Raw genomic sequence first — 25180 nt, 5'->3', positions numbered from 1 at the left:
AAAAACAGTTTACTTATGATGAGATTTTCATAAATAAACTGTTTGAATGATATAATTATTAATTAATCAGCCTATAAAGCAAGGTATAAAGCCTGATAAGGTTCAATTGAAAGAGGAATACCGCTTTCGTTGGCTTTATCAATTGATATGTTTATTGTCTGACCTGATAATAAATCTTTACCTTTTATTTCAGAGGACAAGTTTAATTTATCAGTAACAATTTGAGGAATAATCAATTCTAATTGATCTTTTTTATTAGAAAAATTAGCTAAAACAAGTATTGATTCATCTCCATAATATCTGATGAAACTATATATTTTATCAGAATTATAGTGGGCATTAGTGATATTAAATTGTTGTAAATCAATTAAGTTTCCTTTACGGAAAGCATCACTTTGTTGGACTGATTTTAAAATATCTTTATACTTTTTACGAAGAGTACGTTGCTCTGAAGATAACTGTCCACCATCATATAAATGATTATTTACCCATTTTTGATGTTCTGGGACACCCCAATAATCAAAAATTGTTGTTCTTCCGTCGTTTCCACTAAATCCTGATTTTCCAGCACCTGGTTCGCCAACTTCCTGACCAAAATAAACCATCACAGGGCCGCTTCCTAAGGCAGCACTTACAGCCATACCTGGAACGCCTAATATAGGATCGTTAGAGAACTCCTTAGAGGCAATACGTTGCTCATCATGATTTTCTAAGAATCGGAGCATATGATTGTTAAAGCCATCCATATCTTTCCAGACTTTAGTAAGATGAGCTAAAGATGATCCTTCTCTGTTTTCCATAACAGCACGTAAAGTATCATAAACGCCTACTTTGTCATATAAGTAATCGAATTTACCGTTGAAGATATAGTTTTTATATTCTTTTGGATTATAAACCTCAGCGATAAATCGGATATTAGGATTGATTTTTTTAATCTGAGGAATCATCCATCCCCAATATTCTACGGGTACCATTTCAGCCATATCACAACGGAATCCATCTACCCCTTTTTCTGCCCAATACGAAAGTATGGCTAACGTCTTTTTCCATGTTGATGGTACATCGCCATCAATGTTAAATACTTTTTCTCCATTTTCAGAAAGGTGATTGACACCATAATTTAAACGAACGGTTTCAAACCAATCATTTACTGATGGAGTAGGGGTAACAGCACCATTTCCAGAAACTTTAGCAGGTACTTCTTTAAACTTACCATCTGCAAGAGGAAATTTATCTCCCCCTAAAGGTTTATAATCTTGAGGAACCACAAACGATTCGTTAGGGAGGTAGTAAAAGTTATTATTAGGGGCAAATCCTTTTTTCAGATTATCACCTTCGCCTAAATCTTTAACTCCTTTTGGTTTTTTATCTGAATAATATTCTCTAGCAACATGGTTAGGAACAAAATCAATAATAACTTTTAAATCTTGATCATGAGTTCTTTTGATTAATGCTTCAAATTCTTCTAATCTTTGATCAACATTTACAGACATGTCAGGGTTAACATCATAATAATCTTTGATGGCATAAGGAGATCCTGCTCTGCCTTTTACAACATCAGCATCGTCTAGTCTAATACCATTTTTTCTGTAATCAGTAATCACAGCGTGTTCAATTACTCCTGTGTACCAAACGTGAGTAGCTCCTAGGTCTTTAATCCCTTTTAATGCATTTTCATTAATGTCGTTAAATTTACCCACTCCATTTTCTTTTAGAGTCCCCCAAGGTTTATTGGTGGTATTGGTGTTGCCAAATAATCGAGTCATCATTTGATAAACGACTATTTTATGGTCTTCTATTGTTTCGGTAGAGCTAGATATATCATATAAATGCTTCAATTTTTTTTTGTCCTGTTTATTTTGCGATGAACAGCCTATTAAAAAGCTTAAAACAATACCTAAAACTAAAATGGAGAACCGATGTGTTTTAATGTTCATTGATGTATATTTTATTTTTTGGATAAAAAAACTCTCCTTAGAAATTCACTTTGGGAGAGTTGATATTTTATTACTCGCCTTTTTTATTGTAGGCGCGTTTTTGATTTAGTGATTGTGCTATTTTATATAAATCTACTTTAGAAAAAATAGTATCATAAATAGCTCGATGAGATTCTACATCTTTTAAATCTTCTTGCATCTGTACAGCTACAGTGAATGGGTTAGTATCTTTTAGTTGCTTTCGAAGCTGATTTAAATATTCTTTATCTTTTTTTATTGCATTGAATATTATTTCTTCAATTTCATTCATAAATAGAATAATTTATATAGGTAATTTAAATTCGTATGTTGTAATAATAAATAAAAATAATCGGATTTGAAAAACTTATATGATAAAAATGAAATGACTTATAATTCATTTATTCTGGATGGATTTTTTTAATTTAAATGAGTTATAGTTTCTAAATTTTAATGTTGCAGATATAAAAAAAATACTAAAAATTAGATCGCATTAGATACTCTTTTTTTAGATCAATTTTTTGTGTAAATTGTTCTGATTACTAACAATGGAGCCAAATGAAAACGCTAATACTAATAAGACATGCAGAGGCAGAATCTGTCTATTTTGGGGTGGAAGATAAAAATCGAATGTTGACTCAACAGGGGTATGCACAAGCAATGCATATGGCCAAAAGAGTGAAAACAGGAGCTTACCTTCCAGATATTGTATTTTATTCTGATGCAGAACGTACGAAAACTACCACTCAAGTATTGGTAGAGACTTTGGACATCCCTGAGGAAGCAACTTTTGAAGAAAGTTCGTTTTACAGTGCCAATGTAGGTAAGCTATTAGATTTTATCAATCAGCGTTCTGATGAAGCAGATTGTTTTGCGATTGTAGGCCATAACCCGACGCTTACATTTTTAGCAGAATATCTTACTGGAGAAGCATTGAATCCCCTGTCACCTGCAGACGCACTCGTAATCAGTTTTGATTTCACTTCATGGAGTATGGTATCGCAAGCAACAGGGCAAACTTTAAGTAGATATACTGGGGCTTAATGATCTAATAACTGTATTAATTCATTAAAATCTTGAATCAAATAATCTGGGGGAACGGGAGAATTTTCGGTTAATTCTTGTCGATATTTTCCTGTTTTAACTTGTACAGCAGTTAAATTTGCAGATTTAGCTCCTTGAATGTCACCAACAATATCATCACCTATCATGAGTAAGTTTTCTGGCGGTAAACCAATTTTATTAATTGCAGCTTCGTAGAAAGCTTTTTCTGGTTTTCCTATGCACACACTTTGTTTTGTAGTAGCGTATTCTAAACCTGTGATAAATGCACCTATATCAATTCTAAGCCCATCCGATGCTTTCCAAAATTTACCTTTGTGTAATCCAACAATATGACTGCCATTCAAAATTTTATTGAACAAATCATTCATGAGTTGATAATCCCAGTTTTTACCAATATCACCAATCACAATCACTTCAGGAGAAGTTGTATTTTCCTCGATATGATCATAGAATAACTTTTTGATACTATTCCCACCAAGTACTTCAGCAGATTTGTAACCTTTGTTCTTTACATAATTAAAGGCGGCTAATGGCGGACTCAAAATTTCATTATCTTGAACGGGTATTCCCATATTTGTCAATCTATCGAATAACTCATCAGAAGTAACTCCCGAAGTATTTGTAACAAAAAGAAATTTATACCCTTTATTTTTTAAATTATTGATACTGTCTATCACACCATCAATAAGTATAGAATCGTTGTATAAAACACCATCTAAATCACAAAGTATACCTTTAATGTTTTTCATTTATATATTTCACAAAGTATTAATATTCATTTATTTGTAAGAAATAGAGTAGTGGTTTATGTTGATATAATCCAAACTATCTATTTTTAACTAAACATAACATCAATTGAAACTTTCAAACAATGATACTACTTATCTATATGTTACTTTTGTAATAATAATAGTGAATCTTTTGATGAAATTAAGTTATTCAACATATCAAAAATATATTTTTCTGTTTTTATTCCTGATAATCAATGCTTGTGCATCTGTGAATATTAGAGAATATGAGAATGCCTCTTTGAGATTTTCTAAAACATCACCTTTACCTCAACCAAGAGCCTACATGGGTTATACCAGTAACGGATCTTCAAGTTTTGTGATTGGAGGAGAAAATAAACAAGGTAAGAATTTTGATAATATACTTGTATTTAATGTTGAAAGGGAAAATTGGCATGAATTAACGCCAATAAATATTACCGCAGAGAAAAACATTAATAGTATTATAGCTAATGGCTCCTTACTATTACTAAATGGGACCGACGCAAAAAATGATGCTTCCTCTTTTTCTGATATTGATGAGAGTGTTAGAGAGGTTAGTTTCAATGCAAAAATTCCCAACATCAATACAGTTTCAGAAAACCCAGAACCTCTTCATAAGAATAGCTTAACTACCTATAAAGATCAAGTTTATTCTTTTGGTGGTATGATCGATGATGATACTTATTCTAATACTTTATATGTCTATAATCCGAAGTTGAAAACCTGGAAACAACTGGCCAATATGCCTGTTCAGATGGTTACTTTTGGAGCTGCTGTAGATGGAAAAATTTATACATTTGGAGGGAAAGGTGACCAAGAATTGGACGACATCTACATGTATAATATAAAGGTAAATAGATGGGTAAGAGTGGGGAAGTTACCAGAGCCAATTGTTGATGCTGCTGTAACTCAATACAAAGACTACATCATCTTATTTAGCGAACGCCAATTGTTTATCTATGACACCAATAAAGGTAGTCTAAAAAGGTATCAAACCAATATTGGAGATTTAAGAGGTATGGGAGCTACTGTTTCTAAAGAAAAATTAGTTATTTTTGGCGGAATCAAAACTACCTCATCAGGAAAATCAAATTATTCTTCTACAGTTTATATGCTTGATCTGATAAAGGTTTTGAAGAATAATAATGGTTAAGAACATAACTTTTTCATTTTTTACTTATGGAAAATTCTGTATTTGATATGACATCTCTATTACGAGATCATATCCGTACTATGAAACCTTATTCATCTGCTAGAGATGAATTTGAAGAAGTCTCAGACGATTTTGTTTTTTTAGATGCTAATGAAAATCCTTTTGGTACTGCAACTGGAGAAAAATACAATAGATATCCGGATCCTTATCAAAGAGCGGTAAAAGAAAAGCTTTCTGTAGTAAAGAATGTTCCGAAAGAGAATATTTTTTTAGGAAATGGAAGTGATGAACCCATTGATTTATTATTTAGAGCATTTGTTGAAGCAGGTCAAGATAATGTGATTATTTTACCTCCAACTTATGGGATGTATCAAGTTTCTGCCACTTTAAATAATGTAGAATTAAGAGAAGTTCCTTTAACAAAGGAATTAGATCTTGATACTAAGGGAATATTAAATTCCATAGATGAGTACACAAAAATTATTTTTGTGTGTTCACCAAATAATCCTACTGGTAATAGTATGTCAATTGATAAAATTGAAACTCTATTAGATAATTTTAATGGGCTTGTAGTAGTGGATGAAGCTTATATCGATTTTTCTGATCAAGAAAGCTTTTCACAGAGATTATCTCAATATCCTAACTTAATAGTACTTCAAACTTTCTCAAAAGCTTGGGGAATGGCAGGTTTAAGATTAGGGATGATGTTTGCCTCACAAGAAATCATTCGAATTTTCAATATTATCAAGCCTCCATATAATATCAATCAATTGACACAAGAAAAAGCATTAGAATGTTTGGACCATGTGGATAAGGTAGATGAAATGGTGGAAACTATGATTAATGAAAGAACGAGATTGAAAGAGGAATTGGAAAAACTTCCACAAGTAAAAAATATTTACCCTTCCGATGCCAATTTCTTATTGATTCAAGTTGAGAATGCTACTTCAGATTATAAGAAACTTATCGATAATAACGTTGTGATACGTAACAGAGCCAATGTTTTATTATGCGAGGAGGGATTAAGAATCTCAATTGGCACCAAAGAAGAAAATGATAAATTTATAACTGCTTTTAAAGCATTATAAATATTCCATAAAATATAAAAAAGGCATTTGATGATTTTATCAAATGCCTTTTTTGTACTCAATACAGGAGATTAATAGTAGTAAACTGTTTCAAACACTTTTCTCCATGCATCTAAACATTTATAATTTTGATTTTCTATCTGAGTAATCATTGATACTCCAGTTACATTAGTAGTGAGTACTGCATCAGCATCAACTAGGTCTGCCTTTCTTGCAAATACTCTTTTTACTTTATAACCTTTGGACTCTAAATCAGCAATGATGTTTTTTCTACTAATTCCTGAAACACATCCCACTGATATTTTAGGGGTGAAAATCACTTTATTTTTTATCCAAAAAAGGTTGCCGCTAATAGTTTCAGCAAGGTAGCCTTCTTGACTAATGAGGATAAGATCATCTAATTTTCTTTTTTGCTTTTCTAACCCAGCAAGTGTATAGGTAAGAGACGATAATGTCTTACATGAAGAAACCGGGTTAGGTGCGACTTGAACAGTAGTGGCAAAATCTACCTTAAGGTTATGAATTTCCTTTTTAGGTTGATAATCTTGCACTAATAATGCTACATGTCCCATTTTACTCAATGGAGTATATAGTCCTCCACCAGATCTCCAGACAATTAATTTTACTCGACTTTCTTTTTCAATTCCATTTTTCTTTTTAAGAATTTTGAATTGATCATTAATAAAGTCAACAGTGAGTAAATCGTCTAAGACATTAATTTGAAGTTCCTTAAGTCCTTTGGAAATTCTATCTAGATGATCCCTTAAAAATCGGATGTTACCATCTTTGGTAATCATAGTTTCAAAAAGGCCATCGCCAAATTGGAAACCACGATCTGTGATAGGTAAATTCGATTTATTAGTTTTTATAATTTCTTTATTAAGCAGAATGTAATTCATAAGAACATCAATCTAATACTTCATTTTAGAAATTTCTCTTTTTTGATCTTTCTCTTTCAAGTCATTACGTTTATCGTATAACTTTTTACCTTTAGCTAAAGCGATTTCAACTTTGGCAAGACCTCTATCATTAATAAACAATTGAGTAGGTACAACGGTAAAACCATTTTCTTTGATTTTACGATCTAATTTCCCTAATTCTTTTTTGGTTAATAACAGTTTTCTATCCGCTTTAGCTTCATGATTATTGTAGCTACCACCCATTTCATAAGGAGCGATGTGCATTGCTCTAATAATCATTTCTTGACCGACAAATAAACAGAAAGCATCTTGTAAGCTTACTTTTTGCATTCTTATCGATTTTATTTCAGTTCCTTTTAAAGATATACCAGCTACAAATTTTTCTATGAATATGTATTCATGAGAAGCTTTACGGTTCTTTATCTTTACTTTTTGTTTTATTTCTAATTTTTTTCCACCCATTACTTTTTGATAGTTATTTCGTCTCCAGTTAAAATAGGTAATATATCGCAATAATCTTCTTTTGCACAAAAAGCTAAATCATTTTGTGCTTTTAATCCACTTAAGCGTTTTGCATGAGAAGCATTCTTTGAAATCACCTCAGTTAGGTTGCTATTAGAAGCTTCATATTGAGAAAGAGCCATATAAGAGGCATCATCTGTTATTTCACTCCTATGTTTTAATTGATGAATCAAAGCTCCAGCAAATAAAGTATCTTCTAAACTTGGATTACCTTTCCAGCCAGCGCAAATTATTATAATGTCTTTTTCTTGCTGTTTGATATAATCAGCAACAGCAGTAACATTTAATAAGGCACCTATCACCACTTGATCCGCAGTTTTTTTAGCGGCATCAATGGCTACAGTACCGTTGGTAGTAGTCATACAGATAGATTTACCATGATAGGCCTCTTCCATATGTTCGTATGGAGAATTTCCAATAGTAAATTCTTCTACTTTAATACCACCTCTTTCTCCAGCAGTAACATATCCTTTAGCTGCATATGCTAAAGCTTCTTCTACTTTTTTTACAGGAATCACACTTTTAACACCTGCATTTAAACCAGCAACCATACAAGATGTTGCCCTCAAAACATCTGTAACCACAGCAATTTTCCCCTCAAGTTGATGAAGGTGAAGAATCTCAGGTGTAAGACAGGTTTCGATATTAATCATTATCCAATATATTTTCTTCGGAACGCATTAGCTTCTTCTAACACATGTAAGTTTAAAGTGTCTGAAAGCGTTGTTGTTTCCGTTAATGCTTTAATTAAAGATTCAGTAGCCAAATTACCTGTAAGGTCGTCTTTGGCCATCGGACACCCTCCTAATCCACCCAAGGCAGAATCTATTCTTTTACAACCAACATCTATAGCAGTTTTAGCAAATGAATAGGCGTCAGAAGGATGACAATGCAAATGTACACCCAATTCAGTATCTGACAATATTTTTGAGACATTTTCAAACATCTCTTCAACATCTTTTAAGGTTGCTGCTCCAATTGTATCCGCAAATGAAATGATTTTGACTCCCATTTCCCTTAATTTTAATGCTAGTTCTACGACTCTTTCTTTAGGGACGTATTCATTATAAGGGTTTCCGAAACTCATAGATAAATAAACTACCGGACTTTTTCCATGCCTTTTACAAAGTGTAACAATTTCTTTTAAACTATACAAAGCTTCATTAATAGATTTATTAGTATTACGCCTCTGAAAAGTTTCTGATACAGATAAAGGGAACCCTAAATAGGAAATTTCAGGGTAAGAAACAGCTTCTTGTGCCCCTCTTAAATTTGCAACAATAGCTAATAGTTTTGTAGAACTACTTGATAAGTCAATTTTTTCTAATACTTCTTTGGAGTCTCTCATCTGAGGTATAGCTTTTGGAGAGACAAAGCTCCCAAAGTCTAAAGTATGAAATCCTACTTTTAGTAATAAATTGATGTAATCTACTTTTATTTGAGTGGGTATAAATGTGGAAAGTCCTTGCATTGCATCCCTAGGACATTCAATAATTTTAATGTTGTTTTGGCTCATTTAATAAAGTATATCGTAATAATTAGTAGAGTTTAGATAACTACTCTGTTTAATAAAGTGGGTGATGTAATTGATTTGTATATAATATACAATAAATGAAGAGGTAAAGCAATGTTGTTTTTATTTGAACAAAAAAAGGTGATGTAATTGAATACATCACCTTTGTTGTAAAGAAGTGAAATGTCTTAGATAACGCCATAAGCAATCATCGCATCAGCTACTTTAACGAAACCACCAATGTTAGCTCCTTTAACGTAATCGACCCATCCGTCTTCTTGACCATATTTTTGACATTTTGAATGAATTTTCTTCATAATGTCTTGTAGTTTTGCATCTACTTCTTCAAAAGACCACTGTAAACGCATTGAGTTCTGAGTCATTTCCAAACCAGAAATGGCTACACCACCTGCGTTAGCTGCTTTACCAGGGCCATACATTATTTGATTCTTTTCAAAGATCTTAATGGCACCAATGGTAGAAGGCATATTGGCTCCCTCACAAACAAGGATACAACCATTGTCTATAAGAGTTTGTGCCTCATTTTCATCTAGTTCATTCTGAGTAGCAGAAGGGAATGCTAAATCTACTTTTACACCCCAAGGTCTAGCATTTTTCGTATACGTTGCATTAGGGTATTTAGTAGCATATTCTGCTAATGATACTCTTTGCACGTTTTTCAGATCTTGGATGTGGGCTAACTTTTCTGAGTCTATGCCATCAGGATCATGGAGGAATCCACCACGATCAGACATAGTTAAAACTTTAGCTCCTAATTGAGTTAGCTTTTCAACAGTATATTGTGCTACGTTACCTGAACCAGATACAGCTGCAGTTTTACCATTGTAGTCATCTCCTCTAACCGCTAACATTTCTCTACCGAAATATACAGAACCATAACCTGTAGCTTCAGTTCTAGCGTTAGATCCACCAAATGCTAAATTTTTACCAGTAAGTACACCAGTAAATTCATTTGCAATACGGCGGTATTGACCATACATGTAACTTACTTCACGTCCACCTACACCAATGTCACCGGCAGGAACGTCAGTATCTTTACCAATATGTCTATAAAGTTCTGTCATGAATGCTTGACAGAATCTCATGATTTCTCCGTCTGTTTTTCCTTTAGGGTTAAAGTCTGAACCACCTTTAGCACCCCCCATAGGTAGAGTAGTTAAAGAGTTTTTCAATACTTGCTCAAATCCTAAGAATTTAAGCGTACCTAAAGTAACTGATTTGTCAAAACGCAAACCACCTTTATATGGGCCAATAGCACCGTTAAATTGAACACGGTGCCCTCTGTTTACACGAATGTTTCCTTCATCATCTTGCCAAGTTACACGGAAACTGATTGTTCTATCAGGTTCAGTCATTCTTTCCAGAATCTTAGCATCTAGGTATTTTGGATTTTCGTTAATAAAAGGAATTAATTTTTCAGCTACTTCTTCTACCGCTTGGTGAAATTCTGGCTGACCAGGGTTTCTTCTTGTAAGACCCTGCATGAAACTATTTAATTCGAGTTCTTGCATTTTGATTTAAAGAGGTTAGTAATAATTCTATAAAAGTTATATGTGTTTTTTAAATATAATTATCATTATTGAATATAAATAACGTTTCAATAATGATTTAGTTTCAGGATTTACGCTTTTTCCAGATCTATTTTGCAAGACAATAAAGTTATATCGTCTGCATAGGCCTGATGTCCCTTAAATGTATTCAACAAAGAGATGAGATTTTCGTGCATTTCTTTCTGCTGGAAATCAATATTAGCTTCAAGAAATTCTTGTAGTTTCTCATCACCTAATTCTTCATCTTCATCATTGTAAGTTTCTGTAAATCCGTCTGTAAAGCCGAAGACAAAAAACTGATGTAAATTGTCAATTTCACCGATTTCTAAGAAAGGTAAATTAGGGAATGATCCTAAAATTGTGGTACCAATTTCTAATCTTTCAAACTGTCCGTTTCGGTACATAAATGGAGGGTTATGCCCTGCGTTAATGTATCTTAATATACCGGTTGAAAGATCAAATTCCATAAAGAAAGCAGTAATGAAGCTTTCACCTTCAGCACTTTCTAAAATTTGTGTATTGGCCTCATTTACGATGTGTTCTAAATCAGTTCCTCTACGTGCCATTGCACGAATCGTACCTTGGAAGTTTGACATCAATAAAGCAGCAGGAGCACCTTTACCAGATACATCTGCTATAGACATCAAAAATTTGGTATCACTTAGTTTCACATAATCATAATAATCGCCACCAATAGAGTGGTGAGGCATATAACTAGCGTGAACAGAAACAGGGACATCTTCACCATAAGGAAGTTCTTTTGGGAAAAGCATGTGTTGAACATGAGAAGCAATTTCTAACTGCTTTTTCATTTCTTTTTGAACCTCTTCCTTTCGGGCTAATTTTTTATTTTCGATAGCCACCAATATAATATTGGTTAAAGCTTCTGTAAAGCTTTCATCTTTGAAATCATCTCTACCTTCAGCACTTCCTACTAGCGCATAAGCAAGTACATCATTTTTATGTTTAATAGGAATAATGGTGTCAAAAGCTGTAAATCCATTAGGTGGATTTGTAATTGGAGCTCTTACTTCAAGTTCTGTAAAGATAGGGGGCAAAGACTGCGTTAATTGATTATCATGTGTTCCGTAATTGACAAATCTATGATACACTTGATCGTCTTCATCAATAACGTATAGGGCCAAGTTGGTAATACTAGGATTCGATGATAGGGTTAATTTATAAATTGTGTATAAATCTTCCTCTGATTTATTAGCGTTAATGGCACTGATGGTCTCAAATAAAGATTCAAGTTGCATCTCTTTGAGCATTAAACGCTTTTGCATATTATTCGCCATTATTATTAAATACTACTTTAATTGTTTGTTTTAGAGTGAGGATCATAGGCATCTCTAAGCCCATTTCCTATAAGGTTAAACGCTAAAACAGTTATACTTATAGCAAGACACGGGAAAATGATTAAATGCCAGTGTCCTGTTGGTGTTAATTCTGTTAAACCATTTTTTATCATGGTTCCCCATGATGGCATGGTTGGAGGTCCACCTAAACCTAAGAAACTAAGTCCTGCTTCAATTAATATTGCAGAGGCAAAGTTAGAAGCACTAATTACTGCTAATGGTCCTAGAATATTAGGTAATATATGGTGTACAATAATTTTATAATTAGAATACCCCATAGCCTTTGTGGCCTCAATATAGTCTTTTTGTTTGATGGATAAAATTTGTCCACGAACCACCCTAGCTACTTCTACCCACATTGTTAATCCTACCGCAACGAAGGTTACCCATATATCATCGTTTTGTAGTGCTAAACGTACTGCAACTACAAGCATAATAGTAGGAATAGACCAAGTAATAGTCATTAACCACATTGATATTTTATCGATGATTCCACCAAAATATCCAGAAGTAGCACCAAATAAAATACCAATACTTAGGGAAATTATAAGGGAAATGAATCCAATAGTAAGAGATACTCTAGAGCCAAAAATCAAACGACTTAATACATCTCTACCAATTTTATCAGTACCTAAAATGTAGGTTTTCTTAGATAAACATTTTTCATGAAACTCATTAACTAATTGTATTTTGGTTACTGTACGAACATTCTGAAGTTCGTCTAAGTAAATAACATCTTTATCTCTAATGATATAGTTGTGTGCCAAATTAATACCTAGTTTCTGAGAAGGAGAAGCATAAATACTTTTTACAACACTAATTAAGGGTAGCCCCATTTCTAGTCTTGTTGTGGTATGTAAAGATTTTTTTTCTAAACCAGGGTAAACAATAAAAAATACGGAGTCTCTTTCTACCTTAGGAGTGCCAACAATAGGAAATTCTTTATATCTATTTTCTTGACCGTTAATGATCTTTTTTATCACTGGAGGTGTGGGAATGTGTAAATTCTTTTTTTCCTTCAGGATATTCACCGTGAACATCGGAGGCTTTTTAGAAATCTCCAACAATCCATCATTGGCAAAGTGTGTACTATCGGGCATAATAAGATACCCTAAAACAGCCACAGAACTGAGTACGAGGATAAATACTGTTGATAAAACAGCTAATTTATTCTTCTTAAATCTTTTTTTAACGAAATGAGAAGGAGACTTATGTAGATCGTATATACTCATTAAAAGTCTTTGTATTTATCTTTTAGATAAATTATAAAGTGTTATGTTTCAATAACCCCTTTTTCGAAGCAAGATAAAGATATTTAGTATAATTATTATCAAGATCAAGGTTAGAATTCTCTATCTCAACATCAGGAGCAGAGTAACATCTTACCCACTCATTTTTTATACACTCTTTTAAAATACTTAGAATATCAGTTCCTGCCCATTCCAATTCTTTTTGTAATTGATCGTAGGCAGTAACGAAATATAATTCATCAATTAATTCGTATTCTTTTTCTGTCATATAAAATAAATTTCGAATACTTTTCAAAAATAGTAAATTCTATTTACTTACCATTAATAAATCTGTTCTTCCATTGGTAATTTCCTACAGTAGATAAAATACCTATAAAAACTGCATAAAAAGGATAACACAAAGATATGAATGGTAACAAATATATATTCCTTTTATCTCCTTGCCACCTTAAGATAAGCTGATTGTAAATTGTTTCAATAATTGCTTTTACAATAATAGTAGCGATGAAAAAAGTATAATTTCCAGATCCAAAGAAAATAGAAAAAAAGGTAATAAAGAAGCAAAGGTGAAAAAGGAAAATAAAAATACTACCAATTAGTGGACTTTTATTTTGATAATACCTCCATTTACTACCCCAACGCACTCTTTGTTGAATAAACTGATGAACATCCGCTGGTGGAGAAGTAGTGACAATAGCAGCTTTTTCCTTAGCAAATACGATTTCTTCGGGATTTTCTTTTGCTAACTGATGTAGGAAAAACTCATCATCACCAGTAGGGATATGAGCATGAAGAGCATAATCATTTTGCTCAAGAAACGCATTTTTTTCAAAGCACAAATTAGCACCATTACACATATTTGGCTTTTTGAGGCCAATTGATGCTGCTCCTGTAAGAATTAAACTACCAAATTCAGCATTCATTATTTTTTGAAATAAGCTATTTTGATATGAGAAACGGACAGGGCCTGAAATCATCTTAGATTTTGTTCGAATGTAAATGCCAACAAAAGTACTCACCCAATCTTTTTGATGTAAACAATCCGCATCAGTAGTAATGATCAGCTTTGCATCCGTTCGCTCTATACCAAATCGGATCGCTTGCTTTTTACCTTTAAGATGTTCTGGTAATTGATAAAGCTGGATTTTATCGGTTAGATTTTTCTTTAGTAAACTATAGGTAGCATCTTCTGAATGGTCATCAATCAAAATAATATCAAATTGTTGATAGGTTTGATGAAGCAAACTTTGAATAAGTGATGAAACATTAGGTGCTTCATTTCTTAATGAAATTACAATACTTACTTTAGGTAAATCACAAGAATTTATCATTGATAAATCGTTCTTAGGTAATCTTATCCAAGAAAAACTTAAGATGATCAATAGAAAAACGTAACTGATGACTAAAATAAAGTATAGGATTTCCAAGTCAGAAGGTTGTCTATGTTTGATTAAAAACGCAATATTGTAAATCAAAAGATAATTGCAGTGCTGAAAATTAGTTTTTTTACAAAAGCACTACTTGTATTCACCTCAAACCTAAAAATAATGTCGTTAGAAATAGGACAAAAAGCACCCGATTTTAAAAGTATTGACCAAGACGGTAATGAAATTACTTTGTCTCAATTTAAAGGTAAGAAAGTAGTATTGTATTTTTATCCAAAAGACATGACGCCAGGTTGTACAACACAGGCTTGTGACTTAAGAGATAATTATGATAAACTTTTATCAGAAGGTTATGTAGTCTTGGGAGTAAGTACTGACTCTAAAGAAAGACACCAGAAATTTATTGCAAAACACGAACTTCCTTTTCCTTTAATAGCTGATGAAAACCAAAGCGTACACCAAGCTTATGGAACTTGGCAGTTAAAAAAAACCTTTGGAAAAGAGTACATGGGAACAGTTAGAACGACTTTTGTGATCGATGAAGAAGGAATTTTAACCGATATTATAAAAAAGGTCAAGACTAAAGAGCATACTAAGCAGATAATTAATTAAGTTTGCAACTAGAAAAAAATGAGGGAAACCTCTTTAATTATAATATCAATAGCTTACGTCAAAGAAAAATGGCAGAAATTGCAGAATTGAAAAGAGTTGCGTCTCAAGTAAGACGTGATATTGTTAGAATGGTTAATGCAGCAGGAAATGGTCACCCAGGTGGAGCGTTAGGCTGTGCCGATCTTTTAGTTGCACTATACTTCAAGCACATGGAACACAACACTGAGTTTTCTATGGATGCTAAAAACGAAGATGTTTTCTATCTTTCTAATGGTCATATTTCCGCTGTTTTTTACAGTACATTAGCTAGAGCAGGTTACTTCCCAGTAGCAGAATTAGCTACTCATAGAAAGATCGACTCTAGATTACAAGGTCACCCAACTCCTTATGAGCATTTAGAAGGTGTTCGTATGGCATCAGGTTCTTTGGGTCAAGGACTTTCTGTAGCGGCAGGAACAGCTTTAACTAAAAAGCTTAACGGAGATGACAAAATGGTTTACTGTCTTATGGGAGACGGTGAGCAACAAGAAGGTCAAGTTTGGGAAGCAGCAATGTATGCAGCACACAACAAAATTGATAATCTTGTAGGTGTTATCGATTACAATAACCGTCAGATTGATGGTGATGTATCTGATGTGTTGAGTTTAATCGATATCGAAGCTAAATACAAAGCATTTGGTTGGGAAACTATTGTTGCTGATGGTAACGATATGGAGAAGTTAGATGCAGCTTTAACAAAAGCAAAAGAACTTTCAGGTAATGGTAAGCCAATCATGATCATCATGAAAACTGAAATGGGATTCCCTATCGACTTTATGGTGGGAACGCATAAGTGGCATGGTGTTGCTCCAAATGCAGAGCAAACAGAAGCCGCATTATCTCAATTAGAAGAAACTTTAGGAGATTTTTAATCACCCTAAATTCGTCATATTAAAACCCGATGTAGCAATACATTGGGTTTTTTATTTACTGAATAATCCATAATCAATTAATTATTACGAAATATTCTTACCTATCTTTAAGTTTCTAAAAACTACAACTTTACTATACTAATGAAACTAATTAATTTCTTCTTTATACTAGTGATTGTTACTTCTTGCCAGTTACAAAATCAATCTAGTAATGATACAAAGGTTAAGGACAATAAAATTCATATGTCCTCCTTTCAAAAGATACTAGATTCTACGCGTGTAAAAGGTGCTATTTTGATTTATGACTTAAGTAACAATAAATATTATTCGAATAATTTTGATTGGGCTTCCAAAGGGAAATTACCGGCCTCTACTTTCAAAATCCCTAACTCGATAATTGCTCTAGAAACTAAAATTGTCAATAATGATAGTTCTCTACTAAAATGGGATGGGGATGATAGGAGGCTAAAGATATGGGAGCAAGATCTTATAATGAGAGACGCTTTTCATTACTCCTGCGTACCTTGTTACCAAGATATTGCTAGAAAAATTGGGGTAAAGAAAATGAATCACTATTTAGATAAGCTCAACTACGGTCATATGGAGGTTGATTCTACCAATTTAGACCTATTTTGGTTAGTTGGGGCATCAGAAATCTCCCAATTTGAACAAATTGAATTTTTGAAGAGTCTTTATAATTCTAATTTGCCAATCTCTCAAAAAACAGAAAAGGTAGCGAAAAGGATGATGATCATTGAAAGTGATGAGCACCACACATTAAGAGGTAAAACAGGATGGTCTGTAGTTGGTGATATACATAATGCTTGGTTTGTAGGCTATTTAGAACGTGAAGATTCTATTTATTTCTTTGCCACTAACATTTCACCTGACGAGGGGTTTAAGATGAAAGATTTCTCAAATGTAAGGATAGAGACAACATTAGAAGCAATCAATATATTAGAAACTAAATAATAGACATAATAAAAGGGTCATCCCTTTCCGTCGAGATAACCCAGTTGTAATTATATTTTAGTATTAAACTGATAAATTAAAAGTTGGTATACAGTCATGAATTTGATACCAGGTAACCAGACAGTATGAGGCGTATACTGCGGTCAGCAACTTTACAATTGTAAATATAACATTTCTAAGAAGATATTAAACTTATAGGCAATGTATTTTATGCGAATAGTTGTAAATCGTTGTTTTATAGTGTTTTATAATTTTTATTAAGTGTGGGGTGTTATATTCTTGTATCATTTGGAATTTATTTTTCATTAACATAAAAATCTACTAGGAACGCTATTTTCACAGTTATTGTGACAAAAACATAGATTAATATTTATTGTATTTATGTTTAAACAACTAATTCGATACTTTAAGACAAGTTTTTTAGGTAAAAGTCCTATTTTCTAAAATTATTCTACTAATTTTGTTATTTAGAATGATAATAGATAATTAATCTATATTTATTCGATTCTTTTTAAACCTTCCTGAGGATGTATTTGTTCTCTTAGTGAAGGTATTGTTTTGTAGATAATTAAACGTAGATAAACGTTTCATAATAATATGAGTGCAGATCAGGATAATAAAATTTTAGAGGATTTCACCTCCAAAGAATACGAGCACGGTTGGACAGTTGATATTGAAGCTGACCAAGCACCCAAAGGATTAAGCGAAGAAATCGTCCGTTTTATTTCTGCAAAGAAAGAAGAACCGGAATGGTTACTTGAATGGAGATTAGATGCTTACAGAGCATGGCAAAAAATGGAGAATCCAGAGTGGGCAAATGTTGTTTATGAAGCAGTAAATTATCAAGATATTATTTACTACTCGGCTCCTAAACAAAAACCATCTCTAGAATCTTTAGCAGAAGTTGATCCTGAATTACTAGCTACTTTTGAAAAACTAGGTATTTCTCTAGACGAGCAAAAAAGAATTACAGGTGTAAAAGACTCTAATATTGCCGTTGATGCCGTTTTTGATTCGGTTTCAGTTGCGACAACATTCAAAGATACGTTAGCTGAAAAGGGTATTATTTTCTGTTCGTTCTCAGAAGCAGTGAAAGATCATCCAGAATTGGTGAAAAAATATTTAGGTTCTGTAGTACCAGTTACTGATAATTATTTTTCAGCATTGAACTCAGCGGTATTCTCTGATGGTTCTTTCTGTTACATTCCTAAAGGAGTAAGATGTCCAATGGAATTATCTACTTACTTTAGAATTAATGCATCTGGTACAGGTCAGTTCGAAAGAACATTGATTGTTGCAGAAGATGATTCTTACGTTTCTTATTTAGAAGGTTGTACAGCACCTCAACGTGATGAAAACCAACTACACGCTGCTGTTGTTGAGATTTTTGTACACAAAGATGCTGAAGTTAAATACTCTACTGTACAAAACTGGTACCCGGGTGATGAAAACGGTAAAGGTGGTGTATACAACTTTGTAACTAAAAGAGGAATCTGTGATGGCGATAATGCTAAATTATCTTGGACTCAAGTGGAGACAGGTTCAGCAGTAACTTGGAAATATCCTTCTTGTATCCTTAAAGGAGATAATTCAGTAGGTGAATTCTACTCAGTTGCAGTTACAAACAAAATGCAACAAGCAGATACAGGTACAAAAATGATTCACATTGGTAAAAACACCAAATCAAGAATTGTTTCTAAAGGGGTATCTGCAGGTAAATCTCAAAACTCTTACAGAGGTTTAGTTAAAGTAATCAAAGGAGCTTCTAATTCTAGAAACTTCTCTCAGTGTGATTCTTTACTAATGGGAGATAAGTGTGGTGCACATACGTTCCCATACATTGAAGTAGATAACAATACGGCCAAAGTGGAACATGAAGCAACCACTTCTAAAATTGGTGAAGATCAAATTTTCTATTGTAACCAAAGAGGTATCGATACAGAACAAGCTGTAGCGTTAATCGTAAATGGTTACTGTAAAGAAGTTTTGAATAAGCTACCAATGGAGTTTGCTGTTGAAGCTCAAAAACTTCTTGCGTTATCATTAGAAGGTTCTGTAGGTTAACAGACTAAAAAATATATTATTTAGAAAGAGGTTCTTTATGGACCTCTTTTTTTTGTCAATTTTTAATCGAGAACTTTATACCGATCAGCTTACTCAGGTTTTAAATATTAAGATTGATATTGGATCAATAGTTTCAATATTTTTTATTTTCTCTTATTTGTTTAGGCGATTTATTGAAGTGTTTAATAATGAATTTATTCAGATGACTTAAATCTGTAAATTGATAATCATACGATAATTCAGATAGTGATTTTTTACTATAGATTAAATCCTTTTCTAAATAACTACTTCTTAACAGATCAATATATTTTTTAACGCTAATTCCCATTCCCTTTTTAAAATATTCTCCAAAATAAGTAGGCGATTTATTGAAATGATCTGCTAGAAAATCAATGGTTAAATATTTTCTATTTTTTATATGACTTCTAATGAAAATGATAATCTCATTGAGGGTGTCATTTTGTTCTTCGATGGAAGTGTCTTTAGATACGATAAAAGATAAAAAAGTAAATAACTGATACTTTATATAATCCTTATCTGCTACAGACTTCTTGATCATTTTAGTAATAAGTGCAACCTGTTCTAGTAATATATCTGAAGATTGAAAATGAGATTTTAAATTACCCGCATTTTCTTTTTCATGAATCTTTAATATTGAAAACATTTTCTTTTTTAATGAAAGTTCATGTTTAAATATTTTTAGATCTACACTAAACTGAAAGTAAACCAAGTGAGTAGGGGAAGTGAATTCGAAAAAATGGGCATCATTGGGCTTTAAGAAGAAAATATCTCCAGCGGTGTACTCATAAGTTTCATCATTGATATGATGTTTTCCTTTTCCTTTTAAGACGATAATCCATTCGTAATGATCGTGATTGTGTATTGGATGATTCCAAGTATCAAGGTTTATTTCAAGGTAATTGAGGTCGTCGAAAAGTAAGTATTTCTTCATGATGTGTTGTTGTTCCTTTAAATATACTTCAAAATAGTTATTATTTACAAGTTAAACCTTGGTTTGTACCATGTGGAAAGTTGGTGTGTAACGATATTTGTATTATCACTTAAACAAAAAACAAAATGAAAAATTTAAATTTCCCCCAACTTTTCTCAAGATATTCTTTAAATACAAAAGAGATTAAAAATAGAATGGTATTAGCTCCTATGACACGTTCAAGAGCAACAGAAGAAGGAGTTCCTCAAAATATGATGTCTGTATATTATCAACAAAGAGCGGGGGCTGGATTAGAAATAACTGAAGCAACACAAATTTCACTTCAAGGGCAAGGATATGCCAATACACCTGGTATTTACAATAATGCACAAGTAGAAGCTTGGAAAAAAGTAACTGATGCTGTACATGAAAAAGGAGGGAAAATATTTGTTCAGTTATGGCATGTAGGTCGAGTAAGTAGTAGTAAAGTGAATGGTTTGCAACCCTTAGCACCATCAGCATTAAAAGCCAATAAAACGAATGTATACATTTTTGAAGGAGAGAATAAAGACGCCACTTTCGTGGATGTTGAAACACCTAAAGAAATGACACAAGCGGATATAGATAATACTATCCAAGATTTTAGAGATGCAGCAAAAAATGCTGTAGAAGCAGGTTTTGATGGTGTTGAAATTCATGGAGCAAATGGCTATTTAATTGATCAATTTTTGAGATCAAATGCCAATCAAAGAACAGATAAATATGGAGGGTCAAAAGAAAATAGAACACGATTTTTATTAGAAGTAACTAAAGCTGTTGTTGAAGAAATTGGAGCAGATAAAGTAGGCGTTAGGTTATCTCCATTTATTAAATTTAAAGACATGGAAGATCCTGAGATATTGGATACTATCATGTATGCCGTTCCTGTATTAGACAGTCTAAAGGTAACATATCTTCATTTATGTGAAGCAGATTGGGATGATGCTCCACAAGTTCCAGAAGATTTTAGAGTAGAATTAAGAGAGGAATTTCAACAAACCATTATTGCAACTGGAAATATGACTCCAGAAAAAGCGGAAGAACTTTTAAGTAAAAACTTTATTGATTTAGCAGGTTTTGGAAGAAAGTTTATACCAAACCCAGATTATCCAAAAAGAGTACAACATCAATTGCCATTAGCAAAAATAAAAGATACCCATACATTATTTGGTGGTAGAGATGAATACGGATATACGGATTATCCTGCTTTGTAAAAATCAATCTACTTCAATCTAAAATTCACATCCAATGAAACAATTTATATATACTTCGGTGTTGGCGTTATCGAGTGCCCTATTATTTGGTTATACAGTACTAGATAAGAAAGAAGATAAAAAGAATAAATCCTATTGGCCAAATGGTGCAAGACTTGTTATATCAGGGTCCATGCAGTTTGAGACAGGAGGTCAGCCTGAAGGGGCAGATAGCCCATTTTCAGGGAATCCATTACCTAAAGGACAACCTGATTTACCCGCCGATTCTTGGTTTAGATATGGAGCAACTGAGGGAGTATATAGAATGTTAGACTTATTTGATAAGTATAATGTGAAAATCACCTCACATATGGTAGGAGAGGCTGTATTAAAATATCCCGAAGTAGCGAAAGAGATTGCAAAGAGAGGACATGAAGTGGCAGGGCATGGTATCGCTTGGAGCGATCAATGGAAACTAAGTTATCAAGATGAATTAAAGTTTGTACAAGACGGAGATAAAGCTATTGAATCTGTCACAGGTGTAAAACCTATAGGATACAATTGTAATTGGCTGAGGAGGTCACCTAATACCTTAAAGGTGTTACAAGAGTCTGGATATGAATACCATATTGATGATGTTAGTAGAGATGAGCCGTTTATTACACATGTTAGAGGAAAGGATTTTATAGTAGTACCCTATACTCTAAGAAATAATGATATTGTCAATATTGAAGGGAAACATTGGACACCACAACAACATTTAGCTCAATTGAAAGCAGATTTTGATGTGCTTTACGAAGAAGGTAAGGACGCAAGAAGAATGATGTCATTTAGTTTGCATGATAGAATTGGAGGTTCTCCAGCTATGGTAAAGATTATGGGAGAATTTTTCGAGTATGTGCAATCTCATGAAGGAGTAGTTTTTATGAGAAAAGATGAAATTGCCAATATGATAAAAAATGATCCGTCAACATTAGTTGATGATAGTGAAGAGAGATATAATAATTAGGTCATTAAGATTTTAGGGAGTGTATTATTATTGGCCACCACCAATAAGTAGTGCACTTCCTATTGCTCCAAAATAGCCACATAAAAGGCCAATAATAGTACCTAGATATACCTGATAGTTTGTGTGTGCTTTTAATTGTAATCTTGCAGTCATGATTACCCCTAAGAAAATAATACTTAATCCTAATGCATCAAAAAGAATAATGGGTGCATTGATATTAGAAGTGATAAAGTAAATGCAAATTCCGATGAACCCCGCTAAACCAATACAATGAAGGGAGATCTTATCAAGAAAATTGACTATTGTGGCCACTATCAAGGTTAGCGTCATGGTGACAAAAGCAATATTTAAGTTGGTGCTTACATTAATCTTGTTGAGTAAGATGTAACAGGCTATAGCTAATGCTAAAATCATGATGGATAAAGCAAAAGAACGTTCATCTCTTTGGTGTAGATGAGGGCTTTGAACCACTCCAAAACGTTGCATTAGAAGTAAACAACTAATTGGGAGTAAAGTAGTGATAGTTCCAATAAGACTAAACAAAGACCATCTAGCCTTAATATCCAACCAAGGTGCTTCATGTGCTCCAAAAAGAAATACCCCTGCAATAATGCAGGGTATAAAAATAGGGTGGAGCACTACCGAAATACTTTGAAAAAATCGGGTAGTGTTCATTAAAGTTCTTTTCTCATTCTTGCTACAGGAATATTCATTTGTTCTCTGTATTTAGCAACTGTTCTTCTAGCAATATTGTATCCTTTAACTCGAAGTAATTTCTCTAATTTATCATCGGATAAAGGCTTACGTTTATCTTCCTTATCAATCATTTCTTTAAGGACAGATTTAACTTGCTTGCTACTTACATCTTCTCCACTTTCTGTAGAAATACTTTCTGAGAAGAAATATTTTAAAGGATAAATACCGAAATCTGTTTCTACCACTTTAGAACTTGCAACACGAGAAACTGTAGAAATATCCATTTGAATAATCTCTGCAATATCTTTCAGGATCATGGGTTTTAATTTCCCTTCGTCTCCACTTAAGAAGAATGGCATTTGATAATCAATAATGGCATTCATGGTTCTTAATAAAGTATCCTGACGTTGTTTAATGGCATCAATAAACCATTTTGCAGCATCTAGTTTTTGCTTGACAAAACGAACCTCTTCCCTCATTTTCTTGGTCTTCTTAGGTGTTTTATCAAAGGCATCTAACATATCACCATATTGTCGGCTTACTCTTAAATCAGGAGCATTTTTACCGTTTAATGAAATATTAATTCTGCCATTTATTTCTTTTACAATAAAGTCGGGTGTAAGAAATTGTGCCGAAGCTACCATCATGTTTGTCCCGCCTGGTTTTGGATTGAGGTGGGTAATCATTTCGATAGCATCTTTCATCTGCTCATCATCAATAGCTAACCTTTTTTGGATTTTTGTGTAATGTTTCTTTTTAAATTCTTCGAAACATAATACAATCATCTTGATGGCTATTTTGACAGTAGGGTTATCTGTGTCTTTTCTTCTTAATTGAATTTCAAGACATTCTTGTAAAGATCTAGCACCTATTCCTGGAGGATCAAAATGTTGGATCATTGCTAAAACTTTCTCTACTTGATTAAGATCAGTTTCAACATTTTGTAAAAAGGCTAGGTCATTAACGATCGCTTCCAGAGGTCTACGGATATAACCATCAGCCTCTATACTACCGATAAGTTGCTCACCAATTTGTTGTTCTACCGTATCAAGGTTTAGAAAACTTAATTGACTAAGTAAAGTATCACTTAGTGTATCCATCATTGGGATGGGAAGTTCTTTGTCTTCAGCTACATCTCCGTCCCCGTACATTTTATATCCAGCTATGTCATCATTAGTGACATAATCATCAATATTTACTTCGTCAATTGGGTCAATATCGGGAACATCATCAATGTCAAAGTCATCGACGTTGTCTGTTTCTTCTTTGGTACCATCATCATTACCAAAATCAGCTTCTTCTTTTTCGCCCTCTTTCCCCTCTTCAAGAACAGGATTTTCCATCAGCTCTTCTTGAATTCTCTTATCAAGCTCTATTGTGGGCACCTGCAACAATTTAATGAATTGGATTTGTTGAGGCGATAATGTTTGTGTCTGCTTGAGCTTCTGTGCCTGTTTTAACATGGTCTTGAAGTCAAAAAATTAAAAATTACTGACTGATTCGGTGGTTTTAAGTCTATTGAATCAGTTCAATTTATAAATTGCTTAAAAAAGCATTAGTTGATGGAAAATTTATTCTTGTGCAAACAAATATTAACTATATTGCACTGATTAAAATGATAACACCATCAGGGTTTTTGTTATTAAAGACGAAAAATAGGATTTTTTGTTGTGGAAACGAAATTAAAATCATGCCACTAATTTTAACATGTTAATAATCAATTAATTATATTTTCAATGAATTTTTTTTTAAACTTTTTTAAGCTGACTTGCTTGTCTATCGCCTGTTTTTTAGTGTTTTCTTGTAGTTCTACCTCAGCTCAGAACGAACCTCAAGTTTCGGTTTCTGAATTTGCTCAAATAAGAACTGACAAGCCGAATGCTATTGTTATTGATGTTCGTACTCCAGGAGAATATTCAGGAGGAACAATGGAAGGTGCTCAAAATTGTAATGTTAAAAGTGATACCTTCAGAGATCAAGTAAAAGACATTGATAAAGATGCAACTGTAATGGTATTTTGTAAAGGTGGTGTAAGATCTGCTAAAGCGAAGAAAATTTTACAAGAAATGGGTTTTACAAATGTTGTAGACCTTGAGGGAGGTTTTGATAGCTGGAAAAACGGTGGTGGAAAAGTGGTACAACCTTAATCACTCAAATCTATAGTCCTATCATCATTATTGATTGGTTTTATAATGATTGCTCT

At 33.1% G+C, this 25180-nt stretch carries 25 protein-coding genes; 10 read left to right on the top strand and 15 right to left on the bottom strand.

All coding sequences use genetic code 11. The annotated features are described in order from the left end of the window. Positions 1–71: 71 nt before the first annotated feature. A complete protein-coding gene (locus NH26_RS07145; RefSeq protein WP_071397106.1) occupies positions 72–1937 on the bottom strand; it encodes an alpha-amylase family glycosyl hydrolase in 1866 nt (621 codons plus the stop codon). A gap of 70 nt (positions 1938–2007) precedes the next feature. Next, positions 2008–2247 carry a hypothetical protein gene (locus NH26_RS07140; RefSeq protein ID WP_044218527.1) on the bottom strand — a complete coding sequence of 80 codons (240 nt, stop codon included), beginning with the start codon at positions 2245–2247 and terminating at the stop codon, positions 2008–2010. A 266-nt stretch (positions 2248–2513) separates the two neighbouring features. Between NH26_RS07140 and NH26_RS07135 the strand changes: the two genes are divergently transcribed. Further along, positions 2514–2999 (top strand): SixA phosphatase family protein, encoded by a 486-nt coding sequence (locus NH26_RS07135; protein ID WP_044218530.1) that lies wholly within the window; start codon positions 2514–2516, stop codon positions 2997–2999. On the opposite strand, the gene NH26_RS07130 is transcribed toward NH26_RS07135, so the two are convergent. Continuing rightward, entirely contained in the window at positions 2996–3769 is a 774-nt protein-coding gene (locus NH26_RS07130; protein ID WP_044218533.1) for a TIGR01458 family HAD-type hydrolase, read from the bottom strand. The genes NH26_RS07135 and NH26_RS07130 overlap by 4 nt on opposite strands. A 250-nt stretch (positions 3770–4019) precedes the next feature. On the opposite strand from NH26_RS07130, the gene NH26_RS07125 reads away from it, so the two are divergent. Continuing rightward, positions 4020–4943, top strand: coding sequence for a Kelch repeat-containing protein (locus NH26_RS07125; RefSeq protein WP_158021897.1), 924 nt, complete (start codon positions 4020–4022; stop codon positions 4941–4943). 26 nt (positions 4944–4969) lie between these two features. After that, on the top strand, positions 4970–6031 hold the full coding sequence (gene hisC / locus NH26_RS07120; protein ID WP_044218537.1) for a histidinol-phosphate transaminase: 1062 nt from the start codon (positions 4970–4972) through the stop codon (positions 6029–6031). Positions 6032–6102: 71 nt separating this feature from the next. Here hisC and NH26_RS07115 read toward each other — a convergent pair whose 3' ends face one another. From NH26_RS07115 to NH26_RS07075, 9 genes are all read right to left on the bottom strand, one after another. Next, complete coding sequence (locus tag NH26_RS07115; RefSeq protein WP_044218540.1) at positions 6103–6930, bottom strand: aminotransferase class IV; 828 nt, start codon at positions 6928–6930, stop codon at positions 6103–6105. A 12-nt stretch (positions 6931–6942) separates the two neighbouring features. After that, positions 6943–7413 (bottom strand): SsrA-binding protein SmpB, encoded by a 471-nt coding sequence (gene smpB, locus NH26_RS07110; RefSeq protein ID WP_044218543.1) that lies wholly within the window; start codon positions 7411–7413, stop codon positions 6943–6945. Continuing rightward, the gene (locus NH26_RS07105) at positions 7413–8126 is read right to left on the bottom strand and encodes a 2-phosphosulfolactate phosphatase (RefSeq protein ID WP_044218545.1); all 714 of its coding nucleotides are present in this window, start codon (positions 8124–8126) and stop codon (positions 7413–7415) included. The genes smpB and NH26_RS07105 overlap by 1 nt, the downstream gene beginning before the upstream one ends. Next, positions 8126–8989 carry a hydroxymethylglutaryl-CoA lyase gene (locus tag NH26_RS07100; RefSeq protein WP_044218548.1) on the bottom strand — a complete coding sequence of 288 codons (864 nt, stop codon included), beginning with the start codon at positions 8987–8989 and terminating at the stop codon, positions 8126–8128. Before NH26_RS07100 ends, NH26_RS07105 begins: the two co-directional genes overlap by 1 nt. A 185-nt stretch (positions 8990–9174) precedes the next feature. Next, a complete protein-coding gene (gdhA, locus tag NH26_RS07095; protein WP_044218550.1) occupies positions 9175–10518 on the bottom strand; it encodes an NADP-specific glutamate dehydrogenase in 1344 nt (447 codons plus the stop codon). A 110-nt stretch (positions 10519–10628) separates the two neighbouring features. Further along, positions 10629–11843 (bottom strand): PP2C family protein-serine/threonine phosphatase, encoded by a 1215-nt coding sequence (locus tag NH26_RS07090; RefSeq protein WP_242427305.1) that lies wholly within the window; start codon positions 11841–11843, stop codon positions 10629–10631. Between the two features lie 29 nt (positions 11844–11872). After that, positions 11873–13147 (bottom strand): ABC transporter permease, encoded by a 1275-nt coding sequence (locus NH26_RS07085; protein ID WP_044218556.1) that lies wholly within the window; start codon positions 13145–13147, stop codon positions 11873–11875. Positions 13148–13178: 31 nt separating this feature from the next. Continuing rightward, positions 13179–13433 (bottom strand): hypothetical protein, encoded by a 255-nt coding sequence (locus tag NH26_RS07080; protein ID WP_044218559.1) that lies wholly within the window; start codon positions 13431–13433, stop codon positions 13179–13181. Between the two features lie 43 nt (positions 13434–13476). Then, positions 13477–14496 carry a glycosyltransferase gene (locus tag NH26_RS07075; RefSeq protein ID WP_071397105.1) on the bottom strand — a complete coding sequence of 340 codons (1020 nt, stop codon included), beginning with the start codon at positions 14494–14496 and terminating at the stop codon, positions 13477–13479. Positions 14497–14712: 216 nt separating this feature from the next. Between NH26_RS07075 and bcp the strand changes: the two genes are divergently transcribed. The 4 genes from bcp (at position 14713) to sufB (ending at position 19109) form a co-directional block, all read left to right on the top strand. Further along, positions 14713–15162, top strand: a complete 450-nt coding sequence (bcp, locus tag NH26_RS07070) for a thioredoxin-dependent thiol peroxidase (protein WP_044218564.1) — start codon at positions 14713–14715, stop codon at positions 15160–15162. A gap of 44 nt (positions 15163–15206) precedes the next feature. Beyond that, a complete protein-coding gene (locus tag NH26_RS07065) occupies positions 15207–16073 on the top strand; it encodes a transketolase (protein WP_262494300.1) in 867 nt (288 codons plus the stop codon). Between the two features lie 141 nt (positions 16074–16214). Further along, the gene (gene blaOXA, locus NH26_RS07060; protein ID WP_044218567.1) at positions 16215–17045 is read left to right on the top strand and encodes a class D beta-lactamase; all 831 of its coding nucleotides are present in this window, start codon (positions 16215–16217) and stop codon (positions 17043–17045) included. 597 nt (positions 17046–17642) lie between these two features. Next, a complete protein-coding gene (gene sufB, locus NH26_RS07055; protein WP_044218569.1) occupies positions 17643–19109 on the top strand; it encodes a Fe-S cluster assembly protein SufB in 1467 nt (488 codons plus the stop codon). A 133-nt stretch (positions 19110–19242) separates the two neighbouring features. Here the strand turns inward: sufB and NH26_RS07050 are convergent, their stop codons facing one another. Beyond that, positions 19243–20061 carry an AraC family ligand binding domain-containing protein gene (locus tag NH26_RS07050; RefSeq protein WP_044218571.1) on the bottom strand — a complete coding sequence of 273 codons (819 nt, stop codon included), beginning with the start codon at positions 20059–20061 and terminating at the stop codon, positions 19243–19245. Between the two features lie 125 nt (positions 20062–20186). Here NH26_RS07050 and NH26_RS07045 point away from each other — a divergent pair, with 125 nt between their 5' ends. Both NH26_RS07045 and NH26_RS07040 read left to right on the top strand, forming a co-directional pair. Then, complete coding sequence (locus tag NH26_RS07045; RefSeq protein ID WP_044218574.1) at positions 20187–21293, top strand: alkene reductase; 1107 nt, start codon at positions 20187–20189, stop codon at positions 21291–21293. 34 nt (positions 21294–21327) lie between these two features. Beyond that, complete coding sequence (locus tag NH26_RS07040; RefSeq protein ID WP_044218577.1) at positions 21328–22281, top strand: polysaccharide deacetylase family protein; 954 nt, start codon at positions 21328–21330, stop codon at positions 22279–22281. A gap of 27 nt (positions 22282–22308) precedes the next feature. Here the strand turns inward: NH26_RS07040 and NH26_RS07035 are convergent, their stop codons facing one another. Together NH26_RS07035 and rpoN are read right to left on the bottom strand one after the other, a co-directional pair. Next, a complete protein-coding gene (locus NH26_RS07035; protein WP_044218580.1) occupies positions 22309–22956 on the bottom strand; it encodes a hypothetical protein in 648 nt (215 codons plus the stop codon). Then, a complete protein-coding gene (rpoN, locus tag NH26_RS07030; protein WP_044218583.1) occupies positions 22956–24440 on the bottom strand; it encodes an RNA polymerase factor sigma-54 in 1485 nt (494 codons plus the stop codon). The genes NH26_RS07035 and rpoN overlap by 1 nt, the downstream gene beginning before the upstream one ends. Positions 24441–24713: 273 nt before the next feature. On the opposite strand from rpoN, the gene NH26_RS07025 reads away from it, so the two are divergent. Continuing rightward, positions 24714–25124: a rhodanese-like domain-containing protein gene (locus NH26_RS07025; RefSeq protein ID WP_084812083.1), complete on the top strand. Its 411-nt coding sequence runs from the start codon at positions 24714–24716 to the stop codon at positions 25122–25124. Positions 25125–25180: the final 56 nt, after the last annotated feature.

It is taken from the genome of Flammeovirga pacifica (genome assembly GCF_000807855.2).
Taxonomy (GTDB): Bacteria; Bacteroidota; Bacteroidia; order Cytophagales; family Flammeovirgaceae; genus Flammeovirga; species Flammeovirga pacifica.
Note: the sequence above shows the minus strand (reverse complement) of the source record. Positions and strands in the feature narration are given on the sequence as shown.